The sequence below is a fragment of the Mesorhizobium sp. WSM4821 genome (assembly GCF_055901555.1).
Window position 1 is genome coordinate 2,131,104 of sequence record NZ_CM148371.1, and the last position, 21,257, is coordinate 2,152,360.

The 21,257-nt window shown below is 62.9% G+C and carries 23 protein-coding genes; 9 read left to right on the top strand and 14 right to left on the bottom strand.

From position 1 onward, the window contains the following. Nucleotides 1-2 precede the first annotated feature (2 nt). The 5 genes from AC0NID_RS10245 to AC0NID_RS10265 all read right to left on the bottom strand — a co-directional run bounded on the left by AC0NID_RS10245 (nucleotide 3) and on the right by AC0NID_RS10265 (nucleotide 5,484). The gene (locus tag AC0NID_RS10245; protein WP_473455470.1) at nucleotides 3-797 is read right to left on the bottom strand and encodes an ATP-binding cassette domain-containing protein; all 795 of its coding nucleotides are present in this window, start codon (nucleotides 795-797) and stop codon (nucleotides 3-5) included. Continuing rightward, on the bottom strand, nucleotides 794-1,801 hold the full coding sequence (locus AC0NID_RS10250) for an ABC transporter ATP-binding protein (RefSeq protein ID WP_473455469.1): 1,008 nt from the start codon (nucleotides 1,799-1,801) through the stop codon (nucleotides 794-796). Before AC0NID_RS10250 ends, AC0NID_RS10245 begins: the two co-directional genes overlap by 4 nt. Then, a complete protein-coding gene (locus tag AC0NID_RS10255; RefSeq protein WP_473455468.1) occupies nucleotides 1,798-2,628 on the bottom strand; it encodes an ABC transporter permease in 831 nt (276 codons plus the stop codon). Before AC0NID_RS10255 ends, AC0NID_RS10250 begins: the two co-directional genes overlap by 4 nt. Further along, nucleotides 2,625-3,611 (bottom strand): ABC transporter permease, encoded by a 987-nt coding sequence (locus tag AC0NID_RS10260; RefSeq protein ID WP_473455467.1) that lies wholly within the window; start codon nucleotides 3,609-3,611, stop codon nucleotides 2,625-2,627. The genes AC0NID_RS10255 and AC0NID_RS10260 overlap by 4 nt, the downstream gene beginning before the upstream one ends. A 262-nt stretch (nucleotides 3,612-3,873) precedes the next feature. After that, a complete protein-coding gene (locus AC0NID_RS10265) occupies nucleotides 3,874-5,484 on the bottom strand; it encodes an ABC transporter substrate-binding protein (protein ID WP_473455466.1) in 1,611 nt (536 codons plus the stop codon). A gap of 359 nt (nucleotides 5,485-5,843) precedes the next feature. On the opposite strand from AC0NID_RS10265, the gene AC0NID_RS10270 reads away from it, so the two are divergent. Beyond that, nucleotides 5,844-7,034: a M24 family metallopeptidase gene (locus AC0NID_RS10270; protein WP_473455464.1), complete on the top strand. Its 1,191-nt coding sequence runs from the start codon at nucleotides 5,844-5,846 to the stop codon at nucleotides 7,032-7,034. A gap of 54 nt (nucleotides 7,035-7,088) precedes the next feature. On the opposite strand, the gene AC0NID_RS10275 is transcribed toward AC0NID_RS10270, so the two are convergent. From AC0NID_RS10275 to AC0NID_RS10300, 6 genes are all read right to left on the bottom strand, one after another. Then, nucleotides 7,089-7,313 (bottom strand): hypothetical protein, encoded by a 225-nt coding sequence (locus AC0NID_RS10275; protein ID WP_473455463.1) that lies wholly within the window; start codon nucleotides 7,311-7,313, stop codon nucleotides 7,089-7,091. Nucleotides 7,314-7,320: 7 nt separating this feature from the next. After that, on the bottom strand, nucleotides 7,321-7,566 hold the full coding sequence (locus tag AC0NID_RS10280) for a hypothetical protein (RefSeq protein ID WP_473455462.1): 246 nt from the start codon (nucleotides 7,564-7,566) through the stop codon (nucleotides 7,321-7,323). 86 nt (nucleotides 7,567-7,652) lie between these two features. Then, a complete protein-coding gene (locus tag AC0NID_RS10285; RefSeq protein ID WP_473455461.1) occupies nucleotides 7,653-8,489 on the bottom strand; it encodes a Crp/Fnr family transcriptional regulator in 837 nt (278 codons plus the stop codon). Then, complete coding sequence (locus tag AC0NID_RS10290; RefSeq protein ID WP_473455460.1) at nucleotides 8,490-8,909, bottom strand: cupin domain-containing protein; 420 nt, start codon at nucleotides 8,907-8,909, stop codon at nucleotides 8,490-8,492. 4 nt (nucleotides 8,910-8,913) lie between these two features. Further along, nucleotides 8,914-9,837 carry a phosphoenolpyruvate hydrolase family protein gene (locus AC0NID_RS10295; protein WP_473455459.1) on the bottom strand — a complete coding sequence of 308 codons (924 nt, stop codon included), beginning with the start codon at nucleotides 9,835-9,837 and terminating at the stop codon, nucleotides 8,914-8,916. Nucleotides 9,838-9,851: 14 nt separating this feature from the next. Next, entirely contained in the window at nucleotides 9,852-11,045 is a 1,194-nt protein-coding gene (locus AC0NID_RS10300; RefSeq protein ID WP_473455457.1) for a Tm-1-like ATP-binding domain-containing protein, read from the bottom strand. Nucleotides 11,046-11,155: 110 nt separating this feature from the next. Here AC0NID_RS10300 and AC0NID_RS10305 point away from each other — a divergent pair, with 110 nt between their 5' ends. The 7 genes from AC0NID_RS10305 to AC0NID_RS10335 all read left to right on the top strand — a co-directional run bounded on the left by AC0NID_RS10305 (nucleotide 11,156) and on the right by AC0NID_RS10335 (nucleotide 17,885). Continuing rightward, nucleotides 11,156-11,866 (top strand): TetR/AcrR family transcriptional regulator, encoded by a 711-nt coding sequence (locus AC0NID_RS10305; RefSeq protein ID WP_473455456.1) that lies wholly within the window; start codon nucleotides 11,156-11,158, stop codon nucleotides 11,864-11,866. Between the two features lie 359 nt (nucleotides 11,867-12,225). Beyond that, nucleotides 12,226-13,536: an ABC transporter substrate-binding protein gene (locus AC0NID_RS10310; RefSeq protein WP_473455455.1), complete on the top strand. Its 1,311-nt coding sequence runs from the start codon at nucleotides 12,226-12,228 to the stop codon at nucleotides 13,534-13,536. Between the two features lie 73 nt (nucleotides 13,537-13,609). Then, complete coding sequence (locus AC0NID_RS10315) at nucleotides 13,610-14,515, top strand: carbohydrate ABC transporter permease (protein ID WP_145722129.1); 906 nt, start codon at nucleotides 13,610-13,612, stop codon at nucleotides 14,513-14,515. 1 nt (nucleotide 14,516) lies between these two features. Further along, the gene (locus AC0NID_RS10320; protein ID WP_145722128.1) at nucleotides 14,517-15,476 is read left to right on the top strand and encodes a carbohydrate ABC transporter permease; all 960 of its coding nucleotides are present in this window, start codon (nucleotides 14,517-14,519) and stop codon (nucleotides 15,474-15,476) included. Next, nucleotides 15,473-15,700, top strand: coding sequence for a hypothetical protein (locus AC0NID_RS10325; protein WP_473455454.1), 228 nt, complete (start codon nucleotides 15,473-15,475; stop codon nucleotides 15,698-15,700). Before AC0NID_RS10320 ends, AC0NID_RS10325 begins: the two co-directional genes overlap by 4 nt. Continuing rightward, on the top strand, nucleotides 15,697-16,800 hold the full coding sequence (locus AC0NID_RS10330) for an ABC transporter ATP-binding protein (RefSeq protein WP_473455453.1): 1,104 nt from the start codon (nucleotides 15,697-15,699) through the stop codon (nucleotides 16,798-16,800). Before AC0NID_RS10325 ends, AC0NID_RS10330 begins: the two co-directional genes overlap by 4 nt. After that, a complete protein-coding gene (locus AC0NID_RS10335; RefSeq protein ID WP_473455452.1) occupies nucleotides 16,800-17,885 on the top strand; it encodes an ABC transporter ATP-binding protein in 1,086 nt (361 codons plus the stop codon). The genes AC0NID_RS10330 and AC0NID_RS10335 overlap by 1 nt, the downstream gene beginning before the upstream one ends. 132 nt (nucleotides 17,886-18,017) lie before the next feature. Here the strand turns inward: AC0NID_RS10335 and AC0NID_RS10340 are convergent, their stop codons facing one another. Together AC0NID_RS10340 and AC0NID_RS10345 are read right to left on the bottom strand one after the other, a co-directional pair. Beyond that, nucleotides 18,018-18,449 carry a DUF4437 domain-containing protein gene (locus tag AC0NID_RS10340; protein ID WP_473455451.1) on the bottom strand — a complete coding sequence of 144 codons (432 nt, stop codon included), beginning with the start codon at nucleotides 18,447-18,449 and terminating at the stop codon, nucleotides 18,018-18,020. A gap of 113 nt (nucleotides 18,450-18,562) precedes the next feature. Next, nucleotides 18,563-19,534, bottom strand: coding sequence for an AraC family transcriptional regulator (locus tag AC0NID_RS10345; RefSeq protein ID WP_473455450.1), 972 nt, complete (start codon nucleotides 19,532-19,534; stop codon nucleotides 18,563-18,565). A gap of 85 nt (nucleotides 19,535-19,619) precedes the next feature. Here AC0NID_RS10345 and AC0NID_RS10350 point away from each other — a divergent pair, with 85 nt between their 5' ends. Further along, nucleotides 19,620-20,837, top strand: coding sequence for an MFS transporter (locus tag AC0NID_RS10350; protein WP_473455449.1), 1,218 nt, complete (start codon nucleotides 19,620-19,622; stop codon nucleotides 20,835-20,837). 6 nt (nucleotides 20,838-20,843) lie between these two features. Here AC0NID_RS10350 and AC0NID_RS10355 read toward each other — a convergent pair whose 3' ends face one another. Next, nucleotides 20,844-21,191, bottom strand: a complete 348-nt coding sequence (locus AC0NID_RS10355; protein ID WP_473455448.1) for a GFA family protein — start codon at nucleotides 21,189-21,191, stop codon at nucleotides 20,844-20,846. Nucleotides 21,192-21,257: the final 66 nt, after the last annotated feature.

Below are 21,257 nucleotides of genomic sequence, written 5' to 3' on the forward strand. Positions count from 1 at the left end.
TGTCACGAGGCATCCCGCACACTGGTCCTGTTCAGTTTTGGCGCTGCCGCCACCAGCGCCTTGCCGATCGCCGATCGCGGCGCGTCGATCACGGTACGAGCATTGCCGGTCTCGGCGATCCGCCCGGCGTCGAGGATAGCGATACGATGGGCGATGGCGCTGATAACGCCAAGATCATGCGAAATGAACAGATAGGCGATCCGTTCCTCGCGCTGCAGGTCCAGCAGCAGTTTGAGAATCTGCCCACGCACCGACACGTCGAGTGCGGACACCGCCTCGTCGAGCACGATCAGCGACGGGTTGGTCGCGATGGCGCGGGCAATCGCGATGCGCTGGCGCTGGCCGCCGGAGATTTCATGGATAGCACGGCTGGCGAGATCAGCGCTGAGGCCGACGCGCTCCAGCAAAGCGGCAATGCGGCGCGGGCGCTCTCGGCGGGATGTGATGCCATGGATGCGCAGCGGATCGTCAAGCACGCGCGCCACGGTGGCGCGCGGGTTGAAGGCGGCGAGTGGGTCCTGGAACACCATTTGCAGACGTGCACGCCGCCCGCGCAAGGCGGCCCCGTTCAAGGACAGGAAGTCGCCGCCCTCGAATTCGATATGGCCGGCGTCGGGTTCGATCAGCCGCAGCACCAGCCGTGCGATCGTCGACTTGCCGCTGCCGGAAGGTCCGGCCAGCGCCAGCGTCTCGCCGGGCTCGATGTGAAAGGAAACGCCGTCGACCACAGCGATGGTCTTGCCGCCGCGACGATATCGCTTGGTCAGTTCGGAAATGGTCAGCAACGGACTGCTCATGCAGGCCTTGCCCGCGACAGCATCGACTCGGCATCGAGGCCGAGATGGGCATCGAGCAGCGCTCTTGTATAGGCGTTGCGCGGGGCATCGATGACCTGCGCGGTCGTGCCGATTTCGACCAGTTCGCCATGCCGGAACACGGCGATGCGTTCGGCAAGGGCAGCGGCCAGCGCGATGTCGTGGCTGACGAACAGCAGCGTCATGCCGTCCTCGGCCACCAATTGCCGGATGAGTGCGACGATCTCGGCCTGAACAATGGTGTCCAGCGCGCTGGTCGCCTCGTCGGCGATCAACAATTTCGGACGGGCCGCGATCGCTGCGGCGATCGCCACGCGCTGTTTCTGGCCACCGGAAAGCTGATGCGGATAGGCGCGCATGGCGACGTCCGGGTCGGGCAGGCGGACGCGTTCAAGCAGGGTTTTTGCCTTGGGATAGGCGGCCGACCAACCAATGCCGAGATGGGTGTGCGCGACTTCCGCGATCTGCTTGCCGACCGTCATTACCGGATCGAGGCTGGCCGAGGGATCCTGGAAAATGAAGCCGATATCGCGGCCGCCGGTTGGGAGGCGGGTGGATTTGGCAGCGGACTTTTGCGCGTTGCGTTCCGCGAGGCCCCCCTCTGTCCTGCCGGACATCTCCCCCTCAAGGGGGGAGATTGGCAGTTTCGCTGCTGGCTCCCCTCCTGCAACCTTGGAGGCTGGCGACGGCAGAGATGAGGGCGCAATCTCCCCCCTTGAGGGGGAGATGTCCGGCAGGACAGAGGGGGGTGCCTTGGCACCCAGGGTTGGCAAAAACCAGTCGATGCGGCCTTCGGTCCTGGCGGAAGCCGGCAGCAGGCCGGCGATGGCCAGCGCCAGCGTGCTCTTGCCCGAACCGCTCTCGCCGATTATGGCGAGGCGTTCGCCGGCGGCGATATCGAGTCTGACATGTTTCAGCGCCGCCATCTCGCTTCCGTTGCGGCGGTAGGTCACCGTCAAATCGCGGATCGAAAGCAGCGCCGTCACGACAGGCTCCTTCTCACCGCCGTCGTCTCGACGATGCCTTCGCCGGCGAGGTAGATGCCGAGCACGGTCAGCACGAGTGCGACGCCCGGAACGATCGACAGGAAGGGCGCGGTGCGCAAGACAGTGCGGCCTTCCGCGATCATGCCACCCCAGGTCACGCGATTGGGGTCGCCGAGGCCGAGAAAAGAAAGAGCCGCTTCGGTAAGGATCGCCGCGGCGACGATCACCGACGACAAAGCCAGCACCGGCGGCAATGCGTTGGGCAGCACCTCGCGAAAGGCAATCTCCAGCGGATGCATGCCGATGACGCGGGCGCCGGCGACAAAATCGCGCTCGCGGATCGACAGCACCTCGGCGCGGGCGACACGCGCCGGCCCAGTCCAGGCGCCGAGTGCGATCGCCGCGACGACGACGCCGAGCGATGGCCCGACGACACTGACGAAGGCCAGCGCCAGCAGGAAGCCCGGCACGGTCTGGAAGGCGTCGGTGACGCGCATCAGCACTTCGTCGACGAGGCCGCCGGCAAAGCCGGCCAGCGTGCCGACCACCGCACCTATGACAAGGGCCGCGGCAGCCGCAGCCAGCCCAACCGCCAGCGAGGTGCGGGCGGCGTGAAAAAGCTCGGCCGTTACGTTGCGGCCGAGCCGGTCGGTGCCGAGCGGCAGCGACCAATTCTGGAAAGGCGGCAGCAGCGCCGGCCCGGCAATGGCTTGCGGGTCGCCGGGAAAGGACAGCGGCGCTGTCAACGCCATGGCGAACAGCGCCACCAGAATGATCGCGCCTGCGACCGCTTCCGGCGTGCGGAGGAAACGGCGAAGCGGGCTCACGCGCCGGCCTCGCTGGCGCCGACGCGCGGATCAAGGACAGCGTAGGCGATGTCGACGAGAAGGTTGATCAGGATGACGAGCACAGCGCTGACCAAGATGATGCCGAGCAACAATGGCGTGTCGCGCGCGGCCACCGCTTCCTGCGCCAGCCGGCCAAGGCCGGGCACGGAAAAGACACTTTCGATGACGACGCTGCCGCCCAGCATCTGCGCTGACTGCAGGCCAAGCATGGTGACCAGCGGCAGCAGTGCGTTGCGGGCGACGTGAGCGAGCACGATGCGGCGGCGGGACAGTCCCTTGGCGCGCGCGGCGAGGACAAAATCCTGTCGCCAGGCCTCGGCCATTCCAGCGCGCATCATGCGCAGATAGAGCGCGAGGTAGATGAAGCCGAGCGCCGAGACCGGCAGGACGAGATGGCGGGCGATATCGACGGCCCGGTCGAGGCCGGCCTTGCCCGAGGCGATGCTCTCGATGCCGCCGATCGGAAACCAGCGCAGGTCGACGGCAAAGACGATGATCAGCACCAGCCCGAGCCAGAAGCCCGGCACGGCATAGAGCGCCAGCGAGCCGATCGACAGGAAGCGATCGCGGAAGCTGCCGGCCTTGGCGCCGGCAAAGATGCCAAGCGTCGAGCCGAGGCCGAAGGAGAGCGCGGTGGCGCTGCCCATCAGAAGCAGCGTGTTGGGCAGGCGTTCGAGGATCACATCGCGGATCGGTCGCGAAAAGGTCAAGGACTGGCCGAGGTCGAGATGCAGCAGGGCCCAGAGATAGTGGGCCAGCCGCGTCAGCGCCGACTGGTCGAGATCCCAGCGCTGGCGCAGCAATTCGATCATGCCGGCGTCGCCGCCGGTCGAGGCGATATAGGCGTCGACCGCATCGCCGGGCGCTGCTTCCAGCAAAAGGAAGGTGCCGATGACGACGATCAGCAGGACGAAGACACTGCCGATGAGGCGACGGCGAAGGAGGGTGAGGGCGCGGGTCATGGGGGAAAGACACCGCTGGCGGCCGCTTGAGGTCGCGCTCCACGGCGCCCCCCTCCGTCCTGCCGGACATCTCCCACACGAGGGAGGAGATTGGCAGTTTTGGCGTATCGCTCAGTTCTGCAACGTTGGAGATTGGCGAAAGCCGCGATGACGGCCGATCTCCCCCCTCGTGGGGGAGATGTCCGGCAGGACAGAGGGGGGCGCGAAGGAACTCTCATTGTCGAAACTGAGCACCCAGGCAGTCGATCTGCAAGTCTGGAAATCAACTCGCCAAATAGGTGTCAGCCCAGTTCGAAACCGCCCAGCGCGGGTTGTTGGCGACATTCGCCACCGTGTCTCTGATAACGCTGATGAAGCTCCATTCGGCGACGTTGATCAGCGGCAGGTCTTCGGCAACCCTCTTCTGGAACTCCTTGTAGAGTTCGGTGCGGGCTGCCGTGTCGAGCGTCTCCGATGCCTTGGCGATGAGGGCGTCGAGCTCGTCGTTCTTGTAGCCGCCCTGGTTGGAGAAAGGCACGCCGTCCGGAATGCCGCTCTGCACCAGAATGGTGGTCGAAATCGCCGGGTCGCCGCGGAACACCGGCGGCCCGACCGCCAGGTCGAAGGCGTGGTCGGTGTAGACGGCCTTGATGTGCGCGGCCGAGTCGTTGTTGACCAGTTGAGCGTCGATGCCGATGGCGGCGAGCGCCTGGCGCAGATAGTCGCCGAACTGCTTGGTCTCGTTGAAATAGGGCGCCGGCAGCAGCTTCAGTGAAAAGCGTTTGCCGTCGTCGCCTTTGCTGTAACCGGCTTCGTCGAGCAAAGCGTTGGCCTTCGCCACGTCGAAGGCATAGGTCGGCACATCGGCCGTATAGAATTGCGGGTCGTTTCTCGGCACCGGGCCGGTGGCTGCGGCGGCGTAGCCGAGGAACACCGTCTTGACGACGAAATCCTTGTCGATGGCGTGAGCGATCGCCTGGCGCACCTTCAAGTCGGCCAGCTCCTTGCGGCGATGGTTGATCTCGACGACGAGCTGATAGGTCAGCCCCTCATAACCCTTGGTGATCACCTTGAGGCCTGGCAGCTTGGAGATGCGGTCGAGGTCGGCCAGCGGCACTGCGGAAAAAGCGGCGAGCTGGATCTCTTCCGCCTCGAGCGCGCTTGCCGCCGAGGTGCGGTCGGGCAGCACCTGATAGATGATCTCGTCGAGGTAAGGTTGGTCCTTGACCCAATAGTCGGCATTCTTCTCCAGCCGGTAATATTCGCCAGGTTTGTGCTCGGCGAATTTGAACGGGCCGGTGCCGATCGGCGCGTTGTTGGCCGGGTTCTCTTCGATCTTTCCGGTCTCGTAGACGTGCTTGGGCACCACGCTGCTCAGCGCCGGCAAGGCATTGCGGATCAACTGGAACGGTGTCGGCTTGGCGAATTTGAACACCGCGGTCAGTTCGTCAGGCGTGTCGACCGCCTCCAGATCCTTGAACACGGTGCGGCCGAGATTCTGCAGCGGCTTCCAGATTTGCAGCGCCGAGAACGCAACGTCGGCGGAGGTGAAGGGTTTGCCGTCATGCCATTTGACGCCCTCGCGCAATTTGAATGTCACCGACAGGCCGTCGGCAGCGCCTTCCCAACTGAGCGCGAGGCGCGGGTCGAGCCCGTCCTTGCCGTCGAAGGAGGCCTCGGCCAGCGTCTCGACGACCTTGCTCGAAATGAAGAAGACGCCATTGGAGGCGACGATCGCCGGACTGAGGTTGCGCGGCTCGGAATCGGCGGCGACGACGAGGCGCCCGCCTTTTTTCGGAGCCTGCGCCAGACCGATGGTCGGCAGCGCCGTTGAAGCCAGCAGGAATGCCGAACCGGCAAGCATCGTACGCCGGGAAATCGTGAACTCTGACATGATCGAACTCCGTCCCCTCTCAGTCGCCCGGCCGGGTTGGCCGATACGCTCGGATGCTAGACGGCATCCTTGCAACGGTGATTATGAGCCTTGCCGAGGGTTTCGCCAGAGACGGATTTGGCGCATCCTCATGTGGCTTTGAAAATTCCGTCCGCTGGACCAGTTACAAAGGGATCGGCTCAATGCGGCCTATCTGGTAGGACCAGATCAGGTTTGGTGCCGCCGGATACGACGGCAGAGGACGCCCCTGCGGTCGTTCTACCTATTTCTGGCTGGACCAGACTGGGTAAAATAGTGCAGATTTGATCGACTGCCAGGCGGCCCGACAAGCCGGCCAGGGAATTCGGGGAGAGAGAAAGATGAACGTCGCTCCAGGCAAGCACGCCGTCAGCACCGTCCCGTTCGATCACGCCAGGGTCGATCGCCTGATGGAGGAGGCCGGCATCGATGTGCTGCTCGCCACCTCCAAGCACAATACGCAGTATCTGCTTGGCGGCTACAAGTTCATCTTCTTCGCGGCGATGGATGCGATCGGCCACAGCCGCTATCTGCCTGTTGTGGTCTACGAGAAGGGCGAGCCGGACCACGCCGCCTATATCGGCAATCGCATGGAGGGTGGCGAGCACCAGAACCACCCGTTCTGGCCGCCGACATTGCACGCAGCATGCTGGGGCACGCTCGACGCCGCAAACCATGCAGTCGAACATCTGACGAAAATCGGCAAGGGCGATGCCCGCATCGGCATCGAACCGGCCTTTTTGCCGTCCGATGCCTACACGCTGATCCGCAGGGCGTTGCCCGACGCCAAGCTGGTCGATGCGACTGATATGCTGGAGCGGATGCGGGCGATCAAGACGGATGCTGAGCTGGAGAAGCTGCGCATTGCCTCCGAGCTGATCACCGATTCCATGCTGGCGACCATTGCCTGGGCGCGCGAAGGCACGACCAAGAGCGAGATCATCGAGCAGCTCAGGCGCCAGGAAACCAATCGCGGCGCGCATTTCGAATATTGCCTGCTGACGCTGGGTTCCAGCCACAACCGCGCCACCTCGCCGCAGGCCTGGAAGAAGGGCGAGGTGTTGTCGATCGATTCCGGCGGCAACTATCACGGCTATATCGGCGACCTCTGCCGCATGGGCATTCTCGGCGAGCCGGATGCCGAACTGGAGGATCTGCTGGCCGAGGTCGAGACGGTGCAGCAGGCGGCCTTCTCCAAGGTCAGTGCGGGCACGCTTGGCGGCGACATGATCTCCCACGCGGAAGGCGTGCTGAAGAAATCCAAGGTCGCGCCCTATACCGATTTCTTCGCCCACGGCATGGGGCTGATCACGCATGAAGCGCCGTTCCTGATGACCAACCACCCGGTGACCTATGAGGGCACCTATGCCGAAAAGCCGCTGGAGACGAACATGGTGCTCTCGATCGAGACGACCATGCTTCACCCGACACGCGGCTTCATCAAGCTGGAGGACACGGTGGCGGTCACCGAGAACGGCTATGTCATGTTTGGCGATCGGGGTCGGGGATGGAATGGGGGCGGGGTGGCTTAGAGCGCGCCTTATCAAAACCCAATCGTCACTCTGAACGGTGTCTCGACAAGCCTTTCAGAGCTCCGTGTCGAATTCGATCGCAAATTCCGCGTCGATGGCGCTCCGCGCAATGAGATCACAAAGCTCCCAATCCGTGAGTTCGCAAAGCGGAAACATTCTCCTCACGGTTTGGCTAACCTCGGATATCGAAATGCTCGCCCTGCCGATGTTGTCGATCAGGTAGCAGACGATCGCTTGGCGAACGTCCGATGAGGTGGGCGTCTGCGCGAGCGCGGGCATTTCCGGCCTACGAATGGAGCCGTTGCTCTGAATCGCTGGCCGTTGTTACATCGAAAGCGACGGGCACACCGTGAGCGATGCATGCCTCCGCCAGCATCTCCTCCAACTCGTGGTCGGTGGCCTTGCAAGCCGGCATGAGTGTTCGGATGGCGCGGATTGCCTGTGCGATGGAGAGGAACCGGGCCTTGCCTCTGGAAAGAACATAGGCCTCGGCCGCCCTTTCAACCGTGACGGTGTGAAAAGTGTTGGTCATCGCGAATTTCCTCCCTGAAACCCGTTACCAACATGATTTACGTCCAACACGCAGCGGCCTTCAAGCTTATGTCTGATTCCGGACAATCAGGCGGAGGCCAGGCCGAAATAGCGCTGCTCCTCCTCGCCATATGCACCATGTGTGAGTTTTATCATTCCGGCGCGGTCGACGATCGTGATCTCGCCGCGTTTGGCGTGAACCAGCCCCCGATATTCAAGCATTTGCAGGGCTGTGGTAACGCCGGGACGCCGAGCGCCAAGCATGGTCGCCAGGAATTCATGCGTCAGGTAAATCTTATTTCCCTCACCGCGGTCGTGGACCATCAGCAACCAGCGGGCGAGCCGCTCCTCGATTTTCGAATGGCCGTTGACCAGTGCCGTCCGCGACGACTGGACAAGGAATGCGTGGGCGCAGCGCAGCAGTGCCGCGCGAAGGCTCGGGCTTTCTGCAATCACGGAGCGAAGATTTTCAACCGGCAGAATCCAGCCATTGCCGGCGACCTGGATATAGGTTTCATTGGAAGACCTGTCTTGGCCGAGAATGACGGCAACCCCGGTCATACCGTCGTAGCCGATGATGCCGACCTCGCTTTGCCGCCCTCCGGGCAGCGTGGCGACCACCGAAGCGATACCCGCCTCCGGAAAATACACATGCTCGATCGGCTGATATGGGATTTCCAGCCGGGCTTTGATGCCCAGCTCGACGTGGCGCATCAAAGGCTGCAAAAGCGCGAAATCCTCCGAGGAGAGGGATTTCAATATCTGGTTGCGAAAAAGGGATTGGGGCATGGCTCTCTCCCTGACGGGCAAGAGCACGTACCCTCTTACTGTCGGTTGCATCCGAAGCAAACTGGCGACCGATATGACAGCATACGCGGTTAGTGCGCGATTGGCAAAGCTTCGCCGGCGCTGAAGTGCTATCACTCACTCCCGCCCGGCGGGCAGCAGCCTGAAATCCGGCAGGTCGCGCAGCACCAGTTCAGGCCCGGCCGGCGAATAGACGACGAAAAGCTGCATCGGCCCGTCGCCGGTGTTCAGCGTCGAATGGAAGCGACTTTCCGGGACGTAGATGGTGCAGCCCGGCCCAACCTTCTCGACGACCGGATTGCCATTCTCGTCCTCGACCATCTGCTCGCCATGGCCTGATATGACGAAGATAATCTCTTCCGCGCCGGGATGGTTGTGGCGCGTGTGGCCCTTGCCGGACGGCAGGTCGACGACGCCACCGGAAAAGCGCGCAGCACCATTCACTTCGGGTGCCACCGTCAGCGACAGTCTGCCCCAGTCGAAGCCGAAGGCGCTGACATCCTTCGGATACACGAATATCTTGCTCTTGTCGGTCATCGTCTCATCCCTTCTTTTTCTTGGCGATTGCGCCGCTTTGTCTTTTTGTTCGAGCATCGGATTTTCCCAAAACCGGCTCCCACTTTTGGGTCCGATGGTCCAGCGTGACGGCCTTGAAATCCGCCGTCTGCCTGGCGATTGCGGCTTCCGCCGGTAGCCGTTCCATCGAGCTTGCGCCGTAGAAACCGTGCAGGCCCTTGCAGCGTTCGAGGATGTAGCGGGCATCGTCCGGCATCGAGATCGGCCCGCCATGGCAAAGCAGGATGACATCCTTGCGCACCGAGCGCGCTGCCGCGGCGATGGCGTCGATCTCCGTCACGCAGTCGTCCAGCGACTTGGCCGACGTCGCGCCGATCGAGCCGCCGGTGGTCACGCCCATATGGGCGACGACGATGTCGGCGCCAGCGTTGGTCATGGCGCGCGCCTCGTCGGGGTTGAACACATAGGGCGTGGTCAGGAGGTCGAGCTTGTGCGCCTCGGCGATCATGTCAACCTCGAGCCCGAAGCCCATGCCGGTTTCCTCGAAGCTCTGCCGCATCTGGCCGTCGAACAGGCCGATGGTCGGAAAGTTCTGCACGCCGGAAAAACCCATCGTTTTCAGTTCGGCCAGCAGCAGCGGCATGATGACGAAGGGATCTGTGCCGTTGACGCCGGCCAGCACCGGCGTCTTCCTGACCACCGGCAGCACCTCGTAGGCCATTTCCTTGACGATCTCGTTGGCGTTGCCATAGGCGAGCAGGCCGGCGGCAGAGCCGCGTCCGGCCATGCGGTAGCGGCCGGAATTGTAGATGATGATCAGATCGATGCCACCAGCCTCCTCGGCCTTGGCCGACAGGCCGGTGCCGGCGCCGCCACCCACGATCGGTACGCCGCCGGCAATCATTTTGCGGAATTTTTCCAGGATCTTCTTGCGCGGTATGGCGGGCATGGTCTCGTCTCTCACTATTTGGCTATGTCGAGGAAAGCCGCAACCGCAGCCTTGGCGAATTCGGGATCGTTGATGTGCAGCGGCAGGCGCGTCACGCGTCGCATGTCGTTCGGCATGATCGTGCGCTCGATGGCCTCGAAGAGTGCTGCATCGGCTTCGGGGTCGGAGAAGGCGCCGCCTTCGATATCGAGCGCCGAAACGCCTTTTTCAGGAATGAGGAACCGGACCGGCCCCTCGCAGAGGTTCAGTCTTGCTCCGATCCATTCACCGATCTTGCGGCTTTCGTCAGGGCTTGTGCGCATCAGCGTCACGTTCGGATTGTGTTCGTAGAACAGCCGCCCGCGATATTTCTCCGGAACGGTTGGCCGCGCCCAGAAATTCACCATGTCGAGCGCGCCGACCGAGCCGACGTAAGGCAGCCTGGTGCGAGCGACCGCGCCGAAGCGGTCTTCGGTCGCCGGCAGCACGCCGCCGAGCAAGAGGTCGCAGACCTCGGTCGTCGTGATGTCGATGATGCCGGCCAGCAGGCCGCTGTCGGCCAGCTTCTCCATGGTGCGGCCGCCGGTGCCGGTAGCGTGGAAGACCATGCAGTCATAGGCCGAACGAAGCTCATCGACGATGGACGTCACGCATGGCGTGGTCACGCCGAACATGGTGAGGCCGATGGACGGCTTGCCGTCGGGCGGCGGCGCCGGTTTTGCAGCCATGCCCGATATCGCCTGGGCGGCATTGTGCAGCACGACGCGGGACAGCCGGTTCAGGCCGGCCATGTCGGTCACAGACGGCATCATGACGATGTCGGAGACATCGACATAAGGCGCCGTGTCGCCCGAGGCGAGCGTCGAGACCATGATCTTGGGCAGGCCAAGCGGCAGCGTGCGCATGCCCGATGTGACGATCGAGGTGCCGCCGCCGCCGCCGATGCCGATCATGCCCGATATGTCGCTGCGCGATTGGACAAACCGGGTGAAGGCGACCGCCATTGCCGCCACCGCGGCGCCGCGATCGTCGATGCCCAGAACGGCACCGCCGCCGTCGGGATGGTGACCGGCGACCTCTTCGGCCGAGACGTCGACCGGCATAGTCTCGCCACGCGTTCCGACATCGACGCGGGCAACAACGGCACCGGTGGCGGCGATGGCATCGGCAAGAAAGGCGAGTTCCTCGCCTTTGGTGTCGGCGGTGCCCACCACATAGATGCGCTTCATTTGCGCCTCTCTTCAGCGGCTGGCTCAAAGGGGGCGCGGTAGAGCGTCAACGTAACCACTCCAAAAAGGGAAGCCATTGCAATTTTTTGAGACGCGCGTATCGTATTGATATGGATGTCTCACGTCAACAAGCGGTGAGCGATGACGCCGACCCCGGAGCCGCACGTGGGGGAGCTGCACGTGGAGGGGCCGCGCGCGGGCCGCGTGCACGCACAAGGCGGTTGATGCTGGAGACGGCGACAAGGCTGATGCAGGCGGGCGCCACGCCCTCAGTCAGCGAGGTCGCGGAAGCGGCACAGGTTTCCCGCGCTACCGCCTATCGTTATTATCCGAGCCAGGCGGCGCTGGTGCAGGCGGTGGTCGACGAAGGGCTCGGCCCGATCCTCACCTGGCAATCGAGTTCCGCCGATGCCGAGCGCCGGGTTGCCGAACTGTTCGGCACCGCCATGCCGCGTATCGAGGCTTTCGAGGCGACCTTCAAGGCGGCGCTGAAGCTGTCGCTCGACCAATGGGCGCGGCGGCAGGCCGGCACGCTGGGCGGCGAGCCGGCCTTCACGCGCGGCCATCGCGTCGACCTGCTCAAGGACGCGATCGCACCGCTCAAGGACCGGCTGCCGCCACGCGAATTCAAGCGCCTGGCGCAGGCCCTGTCGCTGACCTTCGGCGTCGAAGTGCTCATCGTGCTGAAGGACATATGGGGGCTGGACAGCCGCAAGATGATGTCGGTGGCACAATGGGCAGCCGGCGCCCTGGTACGGGCTGCCGTGGTGGAATCGATGACCGAAGGAGACAGACGCGCACGAGCGACAGCCACGGAATAGTGTCGATCTGGTTCGACCAGATTGGGATGCCCATTGCTGACAATTGTCGCGGTGCTGTAGCGGAAACCAGGCCCTTGCGTATCAAGGAGTAGGAAAATTTAAGAAAAACAGACAGATGTTGCTGGAATCCGCTTGTCTAAGGGCCTGTCATCGTCCAAGAAAGAGCTTGACGTGCGTCCGAAATTGGTAATACCAGATCAGGACAGTAGAACGGATTGAAAAGTGAGGGCAGCGATCCATTTCCGGCCGGGCGAGAAGGCTCGAAGACGGAACGGTGCCATCACGGGAGGAACTACCCGGGCCGGCCTCGCCGCCGGCTCGCATGACGCGGTAGAATGCGCACAAGGGAGGAAATCATTATGCGCAAGACAATGACCAGCATGCTTGCTGGTATCGCGATGACGCTTGCCAGCGGAACGGCGGCGTATTCGCAGGAGCTCACGATTTTCTGGGCGGAATGGGATCCGGCCAATTACCTGCAGGAACTCGTCAACCTTTACGAGGCCGAGACCGGCGTGAAGGTCACGGTCGAAACCACGCCCTGGTCCGACTTCCAGACCAAGGCCTTCACCGAGTTCAACGCCAAGGGCAGCGCCTACGACATGGTGGTCGGCGACTCGCAGTGGATCGGCGCCGCATCCGAGGCGGGCCACTATGTCGACCTCACCGACTTCTTCAACAAACACAATCTGAAGGAGGTGATGGCGCCGGCAACGGTCAAGTACTACGCCGAATATCCGTCAAACTCCGGCAAGTACTGGTCGATCCCGGCCGAGGGTGACGCGGTCGGCTGGTCCTACCGCAAGGACTGGTTCGAAGACCCCAAGGAAAAGGAAGCCTTCAAGGCCAAGTATGGCTACGAGCTCGACGTGCCGAAGGATTTCAAGGCGCTGCGCGACATCGCCGAGTTCTTCCACCGTCCCGACGAGAAACGCTACGGCGTCGCCATTTACACCGACAACTCGTATGACGCTCTGGTGATGGGTGTCGAGAACGCCATCTTCTCCTTCGGCGGCGAACTTGGCGACTATGCCACCTACAAGGTCGACGGGATCATCAACTCCGAGCAGAACGTCAAGGCGCTCGAGGCCTACAAGGAGCTCTATTCCTTCACCCCTCCTGGTTGGGCCAAGGCGTTCTTCATCGAGGACAACCAGGCGATCACCGAGAACCTGGCGGCGATGAGCATGAACTACTTCGCCTTCTTCCCGGCGCTCATCAACGAAGCCTCGAACCCGAATGCCAAGGCTACCGGCTTCTTCGCCAACCCTCCTGGACCGAACGGCGACCAGTTCGCCGCGCTCGGCGGCCAAGGCATCTCCGTCATCTCCTATTCCCAGAATCAGGAAGAGGCGATGAAGTTCCTGGAATGGTTCATCAAGGAAGATACGCAGAAGAAATGGGCGGAACTCGGCGGTTACACGGCAAGTGCCAAGGTGCTCGAGTCGCCTGAATTCCAGAACGCCACACCTTACAACAAGGCCTTCTACGAAACCATGTTCAAGGTGAAGGACTTCTGGGCGACGCCGGAATATGCCGAGCTGCTCATCCAGATGAACCAACGCGTCTATCCGTACATCACCGGCAATCAGGGCACGGCCAAGGAAGTGCTTGATTCGCTGGCCGCGGACTGGAACGCGACGTTCAAGAAATACAACCGCGTGAAGTAACCGGCACTAACGCTCGGAGGGGGCGGGAGCCCGCCCCTTCCGTTTTCTTTTCCGGACAAGGAAGGAACGGGCCTTGGCCACTGCAGTCATGACCACGCTGGATCCCAACTCCCGCTCCGCCGCCCGCGGCATGAGCGACCTCACGATCCGCAACCTCTTCATCATTCCGACGATCATTTTCCTGATTGTCTTCAACATCTTTCCGCTGCTCTATTCGCTCGGCTATTCGTTCACCGATTTTCGCGCGTCGAGCCCAGCGGCGGCCAATTTCGTCGGACTGCAGAATTACCGCGAGTTGCTCAACGACCCGTTCATCTGGTCGAATTTCGCCATTACCGCGAAGTATGTCATCGTCTCCGTCGTCGGCCAGGTCATCGTCGGCTTCGGCGTGGCGTTGCTGCTCAACCGCGATATCCCGTTGAAGGGGCTGCTGACGACACTGCTGCTGCTGCCAATGATGCTGTCGATGGCCGTCGTCGGCCTGTTCTGGAAACTGCTCTACGATCCGTCCTTCGGCATCATCAACTATACGCTGGGCCTCGGCTCCTTCGAGTGGCTGTCCAACCCCGACATGGCGCTCTACGCGGTTGCCATCACCGACATCTGGATGTGGTCGCCCTTCGTGATGCTGCTGTCGCTTGCCGGCCTGTCGGCAGTGCCGAAGCACCTCTACGAGGCGGCGGCGATCGACCGCGCCGGCTCGTTCTACACCTTCTTTCGCATCACGCTGCCCTTGGTCGCGCCGATCCTGATGATCGCGATCATCTTCCGCACCATGGAGGCGTTCAAGACCTTCGATCTCGCCTACATCCTGACCAGCCAGCCAACCACCGAGGTGATCTCGATCCGGCTCTACAAGATGGCGTTCCAGGAATGGCAGACCGGGCGCTCCTGCGCGCTTGCCTACATCGTGCTGATCATGATCCTGGCGATCACCAACATCTACGTCAAATACCTGAACAAGGTGAAGGAGCGCTAGAATGGCCGCTGTCACCACTTCTACCGAGCGTTCGCTCAACAAGCTGGCCATCGTCGGTGTGCTGATCGTCACGATGATCTTCCTGGCGCCGATCTACTGGATAGCCTCGACGGCGTTCAAGCCGCGCAACCTTGCCACCACCATCCCACCGACGGTGGTTTTCCAGCCGGAGATATCGCCCTTCGTCAAGCTCTTCACCAAGCGGTCGCAGTTGCGTACCGCGCCGACGCCGGAACAATACGCCGCCGCCCCGTGGTGGGAGCGGCTGGTGTTTGACGGCGGCGAGAAGGTGGTGCGCTCGGGCAGGGGCGAGGTGCAGTGGTCCGGCTACCCGAACCGCTTCATGAATTCGCTGATCGTGGCCATCACCTCCACCGTCCTCGCCGTCGGCATGGGCACCTTCACGGCATACGGGTTCTCGCGCTTCAAGATAAAGGGAGAGCAGGACCTGCTCTTCTTCATCCTGTCGACGCGTATGCTGCCGCCAGTGGTGGTGGCGATCCCGATGTTCCTGATGTACCGGGTCGTCGGCCTCAACGACACGCATTGGGGCCTGATCATCCTCTATACCGCCTTCAACCTGTCCTTCTCGGTTTGGCTGATGAAGGGGTTCATGGACGAAATTCCGAAGGAGTATGAGGAGGCGGCCCTCGTCGACGGCTATACGCGCATGGAGGCCTTCTTCAAGATCGTGCTGCCGGAGGCCGCCACCGGCATCGCCGCCACCGCGGTGTTCTGCTTCATCACGGCGTGGAACGAATATGCCTTCGCGCTGATCATGACCAACCGCCGCGCCCAGACGGCACCGCCGTTCATCCCCAGCCAGGTCGGCTCCGGCCTGCCGGACTGGACGGTGATTGCCGCCGGAACCTTCCTGTTCCTGCTGCCGGTCGCCATCTTCACCTTCCTGCTCCGCAATCACCTCTTGCGCGGCATGTCCTTCGGAGCGATCCGCAAATGATCCGCCATGCTACAATCCAGCGTACGGCCGAGATCGTGATGGTGTGCGGCATCATCGCGCTCTGCCAACCGTGGAATCTCTTCCTGCACCGCTATGGGGTGACGATCATCCTGGTCGGGCTCGTCACCTTCCTGTGCACCAACTGGTTCGGCAAGCCGGATGATGGAAGCGAGAGGACAGACGGGGTCTTCGACGTCTCCGACCACAATGAGGGCCGCACGTGACCCAGATCGAGCTCCGCAGCGTCCAGAAATATTTCGGCGCCGTTCAAGTCATCAAGGACCTCAATCTCAAAATAGACGACAACGAGTTCATCGTGCTGCTCGGCCAGTCGGGCTGCGGCAAGACGACGACGCTTCGCGCCATCGCCGGGCTGGAGACGATCGACGGCGGCGATGTCCTCATCGACGGCAAGCCGGTCCAGCATCTCAAGGCGGCCGATCGCGACATCGCCATGGTTTTCCAGTCGTTCTCGCTCTATCCGCATATGAGCGTCTACGAGAATATCGCCTTTCCGCTCAGGGCGACCCGCAAGAGCAAGGTGGAGATCGACAGCGAGGTGCGCTCGGTCGCCAAGACGCTGCAGATCAGCGATCTCCTCGCCAGGAAGCCATCGGCGCTGTCGGGCGGCGATATGCAGCGCGTGGCAATCGGTCGGGCGCTGGTGCGGCGGCCGAAGGCGATGCTGATGGATGAGCCGATCGGCGCGCTCGACGCCAAGCTGCGCGAGGAGATGCGCGCCGAGATCAAGCGGCTGCACATCAAGCAGGGTTCGACCACCATCTATGTCACCCATGACCAGATCGAGGCGATGAGCCTCGCCGACCGCATCGTCATTATGCATGAAGGCGTGCTGCAGCAGGTCGGTTCGCCGGACGAGGTCTACTCGCGGCCGGCCAATCTGTTCGTTGCGCAGTTCGTCGGCAGCCCGGTGATGAACGTCGCCGAGGCGGCGGTGGCGGAAAAAGCTTCGTCGGTGTCGGTGACGGTCGGCGGAGCGGCCACCGGCTTCGAGTTCCCGCGCGCGCTGCTGTCGAAACTCAACGGCCATGCCAGCGACAAACTCGCGCTCGGCATCCGGCCGGAAGGCGTCATCATTCGCCGCGAAGCGGCGGAAGGGTTCTTGCCGGTCGAGGCGCAGATCGTCGAGCCGCTCGGATCCTTCGACATCGTCGACCTCAAGGTCGGCTCCAAGATGCTGCGCGCCCGCACCAAGAGCGGTTTCGTCAGCGGGCCCGGCGTGAAGGTATTTGCCAGGATCGATCCGACCCAGGCGCATTTCTTCGACACGGCGAGCGGCAAGTCGCTGGGGGTGAGACTCTGATGGCCCATATCCAGCTCAAGAACATCTCGAAGACATTCGGCAATCACACCGCGTTGACCGGACTCAACCTCGACATCGCCGACGGCGAGTTCTTCGTCCTGCTCGGCGAGACGGGCGCCGGCAAGACGACAACGCTGCGGATGATCGCCGGCCTGGAAAAGCCGAGCGAGGGGCAGGTCTTCATCGACGGCATCGATGTCGCCAACTGGGGTGCGGCCGAGCGCGACGTGGCGCTGGTGCTGCAGCAATATTCTCTCTATCCGCGCTACACGGTGCGCGAAAACCTCGAATTTCCGCTGAAGCCGAAGATACGCCGGCTGCCCGACGCCGAGATCAAGGATCGTGTCGACCGTGCCGCCAGGACGCTACGGATAGAGCATCTGCTCGACCGCAAGACGGACCGGCTTTCGGGCGGCGAGATGCAACGCGTCTCGATCGGCCGCGCCATCGTGCGCAAGCCACGCGTGTTCCTGATGGACGAGCCGTTGTCGGCGCTCGATGCCAAATTGCGTGAGGCGCTGCGCACCGAATTGAAGAACCTGCAGATGCAGCTCGGAGCAACTTTCCTGTTCGTGACGCACGACCAGATCGAGGCGATGTCGATGGGCGACAAGGTCGGTGTCCTCAACCATGGCCGCATCGTCCAGACCGGCACGCCGCACGAGATATACAACAATCCGCGCGACACCTATGTGGCGAGCTTTGTCGGCTCGCCGCCGATGAATCTCATCGACGGCAAGCTCGTCGACGGCCGTGCTGTGATGGCGCCGCTGAATTTCGAGTTGCCTTTCGCGGGGGCTGCCAAGACGGGCGGCGCGACCGACGGTCGTCCGCTCGTCTTCGGTATTCGTCCCGAAGACGTCTATCTCGAGACGGGAGCGCCGGTGGAAGCCCGCATCCACGATGTCGAGAACCATGGCGTCGAAAAGATCCTGACGCTGCGGGTCGGCGACGCCATGCTGCGGGCCACGGTGCCGGCCAGGACCGATGTCGAGATCGAGCAGCCGGTGCGCTTTGCCTGGAACCCGGACAAGGTGGTGCTGTTCGACAAGGGCAGCGGGATCAATCTGCGCCACGCCAGCTAAACCGCAGCGCGTTTGACCGGCCTCATGCTACACGCTTCAGGTTGTTGCTTTCTTTGCGCGACGGTATCGCCAACAACCGCCGGCCGATCCAGGTAAGGCCAAGCTATGGTCGTTCTGTGGACCGCCGCCCACCTATTTTGGGAAGTAGGTCTCGTAAGGGGTGCCGTTGATCAGCAGGATCACGCATTCCGTGTCCGAGAGGCAGGCGTCATCATGCATTTCATTGGCCTTCTGGGTCCAATACGATCCCGGAGGCAGTTCGACCTTGGTTGCTTCGCCGCCGTCCATTTGCCAATGCGCCCAGAGCCCCTGAATGACCACAGCGCGATAGTCGGCGGTGTGCGCATGAACCGGCGCGCGCCAGTTGCCGGGAACTTTGAGCAACGTGCCCGCCGGACCCTTGGCCCGTTCGCCCCATAACGGCCCGAGCCTATGCGGCTGGTCAGGCACTTCGGCGACGAAAGGAATCTTGTCGGCCGGCAGGTAGCTGTCTTCAAGAGCAAGTGCCCGGCCCGGAATGAAGGACAGGGCGGCAAGCGCAAACAATGGAAAGCAGTTGGCCATCGAAGTTTCCTCCGCTCGTCAAATTATTGACGAGGCGTCGCCGGGCAATGACACTCCGTCCAAAAGACTTGGCAATTCCTCCAGGGCCGGTAGCACGACCGAGCTTCCCAGTTTCAGCTCTCGTCGTCGCTGCCGCCGGTGTTGCGAAGATGGCTTGGCGCTACGCCGATGACCCGCTTGAAAGCGCGGCTGAAAGACGCTTCTGACTCGTAGCCCAGCTTCGCCGCGACCACCGACACTCTCATTCCGTCGCGGGCCAGCCATTGCCGCGCCTGGTGCATGCGCACCCGCAGAACATATTTAGCCGGCGTCTCTCCGACCACGGTTGCGAAGCGTTGGGCAAAGGCGGAACGAGAGGCCCCCATCATCCGCGCCAGGGCTTCGACTGTCCACTCGCGTTCCGGCTGCAGATGAATGGCAGCCAGCACCTTGCCGACATCCGGATTCCTGACTGCCGCGATCCATCCTGTGGCGTCACCGCAGCCATTCTCCACCCAGGAGCGGATGATCGTGGCGGCCAGCACGTCGGCAAGGCGCGCCAGAATGCCGCCCGATCCGACCCGGTCCATTGTCACCTCGCCTGCCATCGCATCAAGCAGGTGCTGGATGCCCGGCGCGTTCGCCATCAGTTCATGCGCGCGCATCAGGTCGGGCATCATGTTCAGCAAGGGATGCGATCCGTCTAGATTGAAATGCATGCTGCCGCAGAACAGCAAGGTCTTTGGGCCGCCGCATTCGTTCGAGACGTCGTAGATGTTCTCGCAGACCGGATCGATCGTATAGCGGCCGATCGGCATCGGAGGCACGCCCGGCGCGCTGGCTAGCACATGCTCGTCGCCGCGCGGTATCAGCAGCGCATCGCCCACCGTCAGTTCGATCCATTCCTTCGCCGGCGACAGCAGCCAGCAGCCTTGCTGTCCGATAAAGTGGAAGCGCGCCGCCTTCTGGGCGGGAAACGACACGGCCCAGGGCTCACCCAGCACGCAGCGGCCGTAATCGACGCCGTCGAGGCGCAATCCGCGCAGCATGTCGCTCAGCGGGTCGCCGGAACCCGGCAACGCAGTTTTGGACGAATTGTAATTCATTCCGGTGTTTCTAGCATGGAAACTCCAGATAGTCACTCCCATGTTGCATCGCAGCCAAATGGTGCGCTGCAACCGGAGATCCAGCATGACCGAACCCGCCACAGGCGTCATCGACGCCGCTGTTCTCGACTCCTCCGAATCCGAAGAACGATCCGAGCCGGCTTGGGGCGCGGTGGTATCGCTGGCGCTTGGCGTGTTCGGGCTGGTGACCGCCGAATTCCTGCCCGCCAGCCTACTGACGCGGCTGGCGCAAGATCTCGGCATCACCGAGGGCGCGGCCGGACAAGCGGTCACCGCGACGGCAGTGGTCGGGGCAATCGCGGCGCCAACCATGGCCATTGTCACCAAACGGCTGGACCGCAGGCTGGTCATGTGGGGACTGACGGTGCTGCTGATTGTCTCGAACCTGCTGGCGGCCTTCGCGTCGTCGCTTCCCGTTCTCCTGGCCGCCCGGGTCGTTCTTGGCATCGCCCTCGGCGGCTTCTGGTCGATGTCGGCGGCGATGGCGATGCGGCTCGTGCCGATGCGCCTGATGCCGCGCGCCATGTCGATCATCCTCACCGGCGTTTCGGTCGCTACCGTCACCGCGGCCCCTGTCGGCGCCTATGTCGGCGACATCTGGGGATGGCGCACCGCCTTCATGATCGCAGCCGTGGTCGGCGCCCTGGCGCTTCTGGTCCAGATCGCCACCATTCCGCGCTTGCCGCCGGCGGGCGTGGCCAGTTTTCGCACGTTGCTTGAGGTAATGAAGCGACCGACGATCAGGGCAGCACTTCTGGTGGTCCTGCTGGTCGCCTCGGGCCACTTTGCCGGCTTCACCTATGTCCGGCCGTTTCTCGAGACGGTTCCGGCGCTGGATATCGAGACGATCTCGCTGGTGCTGCTTGCCTACGGCATCGGTGGCTTCTTCGGCAATTTTGCCGGTGGGTTTATGGCCGAGCGCAGCCTCAAGATCGCCGTCGGCCTGGCGCCTCTGCTGATCGCGGTGGCGGCGCTCCTGCTGCTCATTGTCGGCGCCTCGCCGGTTGTGGCGGCGATAGCAGTGGCCGCCTGGGGCTTTGCCTTTGGCGCGGTGCCGGTAGGGCTGCAAACCTGGCTCGTGCGGGCCGCTCCCGACCAGGCCGAAAGCGCCGGCGGGCTGATGGTCGCCACGTTCCAGGTGGCCATCGCGCTGGGCGCCGTCTTCGGCGGCCTGCTGGTCGACAATGCCGGCGTTGCCAGCGCCTTCGCCTATTGCGGGATCGCGACCTCGCTGGCGGCCTTGGCGGCGTTCTTTCTCGGCCCAAAGGCAGCCGACAGTTGAACTCGGTCAAACCGCCCGACCGTCGAAATCAATCACCGGCACCGCGTCAAGGTCGAGATCGTCGAGGCAGTTGACGTTGACATAGGCACTTCGTTCATTCCCTTCGCTGACATCCTCGGCGAAGGGGTGAATGCCGCAGGTGCGGCAGAAGCGGTGCGCGATAACGTGATTGCCGAATGTGTAGCTGCCGAGATCATCGCCCCAGGCAAGCACACGCAACGTGCCGTGCGGCACGGCCCATAATAGCGCACGCTTGCGCGAGCAGATCGAGCAGTTGCATCGCAGGGCTGCGGTCAATTCGCCTTCGACCTCGAAGGCCACCTTGCCGCAGTGGCAGCTGCCTTTGTAGAGCATCAGGTCTCCTCCTTCCGTTCGACAGGGGTGCAAATCCGCCCATGCCGGGTTATGTCTCCCGAGCCA

Excerpts from the sequence above, each read along its gene's own strand:
- AC0NID_RS10275 (WP_473455463.1), bottom strand. The coding sequence starts at position 7,313 with ATGCCCGCGCTCGCGCAGACGCCCACCTCATCGGACGTTCGCCAAGCG.
- AC0NID_RS10270 (WP_473455464.1), top strand. The coding sequence starts at position 5,844 with ATGAACGTCGCTCCAGGCAAGCACGCCGTCAGCACCGTCCCGTTCGAT.
- AC0NID_RS10245 (WP_473455470.1), bottom strand. The coding sequence starts at position 797 with ATGAGCAGTCCGTTGCTGACCATTTCCGAACTGACCAAGCGATATCGT.
- AC0NID_RS10305 (WP_473455456.1), top strand. The coding sequence starts at position 11,156 with ATGGATGTCTCACGTCAACAAGCGGTGAGCGATGACGCCGACCCCGGA.
- AC0NID_RS10290 (WP_473455460.1), bottom strand. The coding sequence starts at position 8,909 with ATGACCGACAAGAGCAAGATATTCGTGTATCCGAAGGATGTCAGCGCC.
- AC0NID_RS10350 (WP_473455449.1), top strand. The coding sequence starts at position 19,620 with ATGACCGAACCCGCCACAGGCGTCATCGACGCCGCTGTTCTCGACTCC.
- AC0NID_RS10345 (WP_473455450.1), bottom strand. The coding sequence starts at position 19,534 with ATGAATTACAATTCGTCCAAAACTGCGTTGCCGGGTTCCGGCGACCCG.
- AC0NID_RS10265 (WP_473455466.1), bottom strand. The coding sequence starts at position 5,484 with ATGTCAGAGTTCACGATTTCCCGGCGTACGATGCTTGCCGGTTCGGCA.
- AC0NID_RS10340 (WP_473455451.1), bottom strand. The coding sequence starts at position 18,449 with ATGGCCAACTGCTTTCCATTGTTTGCGCTTGCCGCCCTGTCCTTCATT.
- AC0NID_RS10260 (WP_473455467.1), bottom strand. The coding sequence starts at position 3,611 with ATGACCCGCGCCCTCACCCTCCTTCGCCGTCGCCTCATCGGCAGTGTC.
- AC0NID_RS10320 (WP_145722128.1), top strand. The coding sequence starts at position 14,517 with ATGGCCGCTGTCACCACTTCTACCGAGCGTTCGCTCAACAAGCTGGCC.
- AC0NID_RS10310 (WP_473455455.1), top strand. The coding sequence starts at position 12,226 with ATGCGCAAGACAATGACCAGCATGCTTGCTGGTATCGCGATGACGCTT.
- AC0NID_RS10280 (WP_473455462.1), bottom strand. The coding sequence starts at position 7,566 with ATGACCAACACTTTTCACACCGTCACGGTTGAAAGGGCGGCCGAGGCC.
- AC0NID_RS10300 (WP_473455457.1), bottom strand. The coding sequence starts at position 11,045 with ATGAAGCGCATCTATGTGGTGGGCACCGCCGACACCAAAGGCGAGGAA.
- AC0NID_RS10295 (WP_473455459.1), bottom strand. The coding sequence starts at position 9,837 with ATGCCCGCCATACCGCGCAAGAAGATCCTGGAAAAATTCCGCAAAATG.
- AC0NID_RS10335 (WP_473455452.1), top strand. The coding sequence starts at position 16,800 with ATGGCCCATATCCAGCTCAAGAACATCTCGAAGACATTCGGCAATCAC.
- AC0NID_RS10355 (WP_473455448.1), bottom strand. The coding sequence starts at position 21,191 with ATGCTCTACAAAGGCAGCTGCCACTGCGGCAAGGTGGCCTTCGAGGTC.
- AC0NID_RS10325 (WP_473455454.1), top strand. The coding sequence starts at position 15,473 with ATGATCCGCCATGCTACAATCCAGCGTACGGCCGAGATCGTGATGGTG.